The organism is Corynebacterium sp., assembly GCF_030535495.1.
GTDB lineage: Bacteria > Actinomycetota > Actinomycetes > Mycobacteriales > Mycobacteriaceae > Corynebacterium.
In genome coordinates, this window is record NZ_JAUNRW010000132.1 from 1 (window position 1) to 5,122 (window position 5,122).

At 66.2% G+C, this 5,122-nt stretch carries 3 protein-coding genes and 1 pseudogene; 2 read left to right on the forward strand and 2 right to left on the reverse strand.

The window, feature by feature from the left end:
* Window positions 1–179 (reverse strand): annotated as a pseudogene (locus Q4F73_RS11375) (30S ribosomal protein S12); the annotation flags it as partial.
* Window positions 180–487: 308 nt separating this feature from the next.
* On the opposite strand from Q4F73_RS11375, the gene Q4F73_RS11380 reads away from it, so the two are divergent.
* Both Q4F73_RS11380 and Q4F73_RS11385 read left to right on the forward strand, forming a co-directional pair.
* Complete coding sequence (locus tag Q4F73_RS11380) at window positions 488–1,159, forward strand: DUF1707 domain-containing protein (protein ID WP_303359457.1); 672 nt, start codon at window positions 488–490, stop codon at window positions 1,157–1,159.
* A 73-nt stretch (window positions 1,160–1,232) separates the two neighbouring features.
* Complete coding sequence (locus Q4F73_RS11385) at window positions 1,233–2,015, forward strand: SDR family oxidoreductase (protein ID WP_303359458.1); 783 nt, start codon at window positions 1,233–1,235, stop codon at window positions 2,013–2,015.
* Between the two features lie 98 nt (window positions 2,016–2,113).
* Here the strand turns inward: Q4F73_RS11385 and rpoC are convergent.
* The coding region (gene rpoC, locus Q4F73_RS11390) for a DNA-directed RNA polymerase subunit beta' (protein WP_303359459.1) at window positions 2,114–5,122 on the reverse strand (3,009 nt) is incomplete at its 5' end.

Here is a 5,122-nt window from a genome sequence, read left to right on the forward strand (position 1 = left end):
CCGGTGGTCAGGCGCACACGGGCGACCTTACGCAGAGCGGAGTTCGGCTTCTTCGGAGTGGTGGTGTAGACACGGGTGCACACGCCGCGACGCTGCGGGGAACCCTTCAGAGCCGCGGAGTTGACCTTCGCGGTCTTGTCATGGCGACCCTTACGGATCAGCTGCTGAATAGTGGGCATAACCGTCTTTCTGTGTTGATCGGCTTATCCGGTCGGATGAGCCGACCGAGAGATTCGGAAGTTTCTTCGCCTTATCCCCTCGGAACAGCACGATCTTTAAACGTGCGTAACCCAGTCAGCCGCTCTCGCTGGCCTACTGGGAGGAAGTAAGGCTCCCACCATGAAGACGTGGGACTTCCGAGCACGTTACCGGAATCGACCCGACTATCCCAAATCCCGGTGTTCCCGCAGCCCATCACGGGACGCGCTGCAGCCGGTCACATGCTTATCGACGCCCCGTCCCACCGGCACGACGTACCATCGACACCATGAGCACCCCCGACCCGTCCCGCATCCGAGCCAGCGACGCTGACCGCCAGCGCGCCGCCACGGCACTGAGCGACGCCTTCGCCCAGGGTCAGCTCGACTACCAGGAGTTCGACGAGCGGACCCAGGCGATCTGGGCGACGAAGTACCGCGACGAGCTGCTGGTCCCGCTGGAGGATCTTTTCCCCGATCCGGCCGCGCTTATCGACGCCCGCACACCCGCCGTCCGCCCGGACCATGTGCCGCAGCCACAGCCACAGCCACAGTCGGGCCACCGTGCCGTGCAGGTGACCGGGGAACCCGGCGGGGACTCCTTCAGCTTCGCGGTGATGGGAGGTTCCGAGCGCACCGGCGACTGGCTGTGCGCCCCGACCCACACCTCTCTGACCATCATGGGTGGTACCGGCATCGATCTGCGACGGGCCCGTCTGGGTTCGCAGGAGACGGTGATCTACGCCATCGCGATCATGGGTGGTACCGAGATCGTCGTGCCGGAGGATGTCCGTGTCATCAGCGACGGCATCGGCATCATGGGCGGGTTCGGCATTGACGATGACAGGAGTGTCACCCTGGCACTGGAGGACATCCCGGCGGATGCGCCGGTCATCCGTTTCCGGGGCCTGGCGCTCATGGGCGGGGTGGGTATCACCCGGAAGGCGCGCGGCGCGAAGTAGCAGAACCTGTGCCTTCTCGCGGGGGCGCACCGGTATTCCTAACATGGGGGTAGACCCCACAGGAAGGAAACCCATGTCCCGCACCTACCTCGTCACCGGCTCCGCCAGCGGCATCGGCGCCGCCACCGTCACTCTCCTGACCTCGCAGGGCCACCGGGTCATCGGCGTTGATCTGCACAACGCGGACATCAACGTCGACCTCACCACCGCGCTGGGGCGCACCACGATGGCCGAGCAGGCCCGTGAGCTCTCCGGCGGCCGTCTGGACGGGATCATCGCCAACGCCGGCATCTCCGCCCCGATCGCGGCCACCGCCCAGGTCAACTACTTCGGCGCCGTGGCCACCCTCGAGGGCCTGCGTCCCCTGCTGCTGGAATCCGACGCCCCACGCGCCGTCGCCACCGCCTCCATGTCGTCTCTCCAGACCTCCGACGACGAGCTGGTGCAGGCCATGCTCGACGGCGACGAAGAGGCGGCCCTTGCCCGCGCCACCGTCCTCGAGGACGGTGGCCCCCAGACCGGCCATCAGATCTACGCCTCCTCCAAACAGGCCCTGGCCCGCTGGATCCGCCTCAACGCCCCGACCCCGGAGTGGGCGGGCGCGGGCATCCCACTCAATGCCATCGCCCCAGGCGTGGTGATTTCCCCCATGACGGAGAATCTGACCAACAACCCGGAGGGCAAGGCCATGCTGGAGGAGCTGGTCCCCATGCCGCTCAACGGGTGGATGCCGGCGGAGTCGGCGGCGGAACTGCTCAGCTGGCTCATCTCCCCGGTCAACACCCACCTGTGCGGCCAGGTGGTGTTCATCGACGGTGGCACCGACGCCGTGCTGCGCGGCGACAGCACCTGGTAGTGGACCACTGACGACGCCCCCGGTCACCGGGGCGTCGATAAGCGAAAAAACAAGACCCCCGACACAGGTGAACTGGTCGGGGGTCTCGCTTCGCCGAACTACATCTGGTAGTCCTCGTCCAGCGGGACGGAGGCACCGGTGAACTCGGCGTAGCCGTCGTCACCGTAGATGGAGTCACCGTAGGTCGGGATCGAGTAGGCCGCGTTGCGGGCCGCCTCGGTCGGCTTGACCTGGATGTTGCGGTAGCGGGAGATGCCGGTACCGGCCGGGATCAGCTTACCGATGATCACGTTCTCCTTGAGGCCGATGAGCTGGTCGGAGCGCTTGTTGATCGCGGCGTCGGTCAGGACACGCGTGGTCTCCTGGAAGGACGCGGCGGACAGCCAGGACTCCGTGGCCAGCGAGGCCTTGGTGATGCCCATGATCTGGTCGCGCAGCTCAGCCGGCTGGCCACCCTCGGCGCGGACCGACGCGTTGATGCGGCGGGCCTCGGTGAGGTCGACGAGGGTTCCCGGCAGGAACTCCGTGGAACCGGCGTCGATGACGGTGCCGCGACGCAGCATCTGGCGGATGATGATCTCGATGTGCTTGTCGTGGATGGCCACACCCTGGGTGCGGTACACGGCCTGCACTTCGTCGATGAGGTGCTTCTCGACACCGCGACGACGCAGGACGCGCAGGACGTCATGCGGGTCGGCGGGGCCGCGGAGCAGGCGGTCACCGAGGTCAACGTGGTCACCGTCGCGCAGGGTGCGCTCGATGAACACCGACGGGTTGTTGTCCATCGGCACCTTGACCTGGGCGAGACCCTGTCGCTTGGACAGCTTCTCGTAGACCTTCTCCTCGTTGCCGTCGTCGGAGGTGAGGACGAGCTTGTAGAAGTTGCCGTCGTCCTCGAGTGCGACGGTGCCGGAGAACTCCGCGATCGGGGAGGCGTTCTTGGGCACGCGGGCCTCGAACAGCTCCTGCACACGGGGCAGACCGCCGGTGATGTCGCCACCGACACCACCCTGGTGGAAGGTACGCATGGTCAGCTGGGTACCGGGCTCACCGATCGACTGGGCGGCGACGATGCCGACGGCCTCGCCGATGTCGACCAGCTGGCCGGAGGCCATGGACTTGCCGTAGCACTTCGCGCAGACACCGGTCGGGGTCTGGCAGGTGAGCACGGAGCGCACCTTGACCTCGGCGATGCCCAGCTCGACGAGCTTGTCGACGGCCTCGTCGGTGAGGTCCGCACCGGCCTCAAAGAGGACCTCGCCGTCGCCGGCGGTGACCTCGGTGGCGAACACACGGCCGGAGACGGAGGTCTCCACCAGCGGGTGCTCGGAGAAACCGGAGACGTTGCCGTCGGCGTCCTTGACCTCGACGGCGACCGGGACGCGGACACCCTGGCGGGTACCGCAGTCGTCCTCGCGGACGATGACATCCTGGGCGACGTCGACGAGACGACGGGTGAGGTAACCGGAGTCGGCGGTACGCAGAGCGGTATCGGCCAGACCCTTACGGGAACCGTGGGAGTTGTTGAAGTACTCCAGAACCGACAGGCCCTCACGGAAGGAGGTCTTGATCGGGCGGGTGATGTAGTCACCCTTGGAGTTCACGACCATGCCCTTCATGCCGGCCAGGGTCCAGATCTGACGCATGTTGCCGGCGGCGCCGGACTTCACGATCATCGGGATCGGGTTGTCGTCGGGGTAGAGATCCTCGACGGCCTTACCGACCTTGTTCGTGGCGTCCTGCCACAGCTCGACGAGACGGTCGTAGCGGTCGCGCTCACGCAGCGCACCCATGACCCAGTACTTGCGCTCGATCTCGCGCGCCTCGGCCTCGTAACGCTCGAGGATCTCCTCCTTGTTGGGGAGAACCAGAACGTCGGACATGGCGATGGTCACACCGGAACGGGTCGCCCAATAGAAGCCGGCGTCCTTCATCTTGTCCATCGTCTGGGACACGGTGATCATCGGGTACTTGGCGGCGAGATCGTTGATCACGTCACCGAGCATGATGAAGCCCGCGCCGCCGCCCTTACGGACCATGACGCCCTCGAGGTAGGGGTAGTTCCACGGCAGCAGCTCGTTGAACATGACGCGGCCCAGGGTGGTGTGGGCGGTCCAGACCTGGCCCTGCTCCCAGCCGTCGGGGAACTGCTCGGCCTCGACGTCGGCCGGGGGACGCAGGTGGGAGATGCGGACCTTGATCGGGGCCTGCAGGCCCAGGACACCCAGGTCACGGGCCATGATGGCCTCGGCGAAGGACGAGTAGACGCCCTGCTCCGGACCGTTGGCATCGGCACCGCGGTAACCGCCCTGGCCGCCGATCTCACCCTCCTTCTTGTCCATGGTCAGGAAGTACAGACCGGTGACCATGTCGAGTCGCGGCATGGCCAGCGGCTTACCGGACGCCGGGGAGAGGATGTTGTTGGAGGCGAGCATGAGCACGCGCGCCTCAGCCTGCGCCTCGGCGGACAGCGGCAGGTGCACGGCCATCTGGTCACCGTCGAAGTCGGCGTTGAAGGCCTCACAGGCCAGCGGGTGCAGCTGGATGGCCTTACCCTCGACGAGCTTCGGCTCGAAGGCCTGGATACCCAGGCGGTGCAGGGTCGGGGCGCGGTTGAGCATCACCGGGTGCTCGGCGATGGCCTCCTCGAGCACGTCCCACACCTCGGGACGCTGGCGCTCGACCATGCGCTTGGCGGACTTGATGTTCTGCGCGTAGTCGTTCTCCACCAGGCGCTTCATGACGAACGGCTTGAACAGCTCGAGAGCCATGAGCTTCGGCAGACCACACTCGTGCAGCTTGAGCTGCGGGCCGACGATGATGACCGAACGGCCGGAGTAGTCGACGCGCTTACCCAGCAGGTTCTGACGGAAGCGACCCTGCTTGCCCTTGAGCAGATCAGACAGGGACTTCAGCGGGCGGTTGCCCGGTCCGGTGACCGGACGGCCACGACGACCGTTGTCGAACAGGGCGTCAACGGACTCCTGCAGCATGCGCTTCTCGTTGTTCACGATGATCTCGGGGGCACCGAGATCGATCATGCGCTTGAGGCGGTTGTTGCGGTTGATCACGCGACGGTAGAGGTCGTTGAGGTCGGAGGTGGCGAA

Bases quoted from the DNA above. Each gene is read 5' to 3' on its own strand.
- Q4F73_RS11380 (WP_303359457.1), top strand. From the start codon at position 488: ATGAGCACCCCCGACCCGTCCCGCATCCGAGCCAGCGACGCTGACCGC.
- Q4F73_RS11385 (WP_303359458.1), top strand. From the start codon at position 1,233: ATGTCCCGCACCTACCTCGTCACCGGCTCCGCCAGCGGCATCGGCGCC.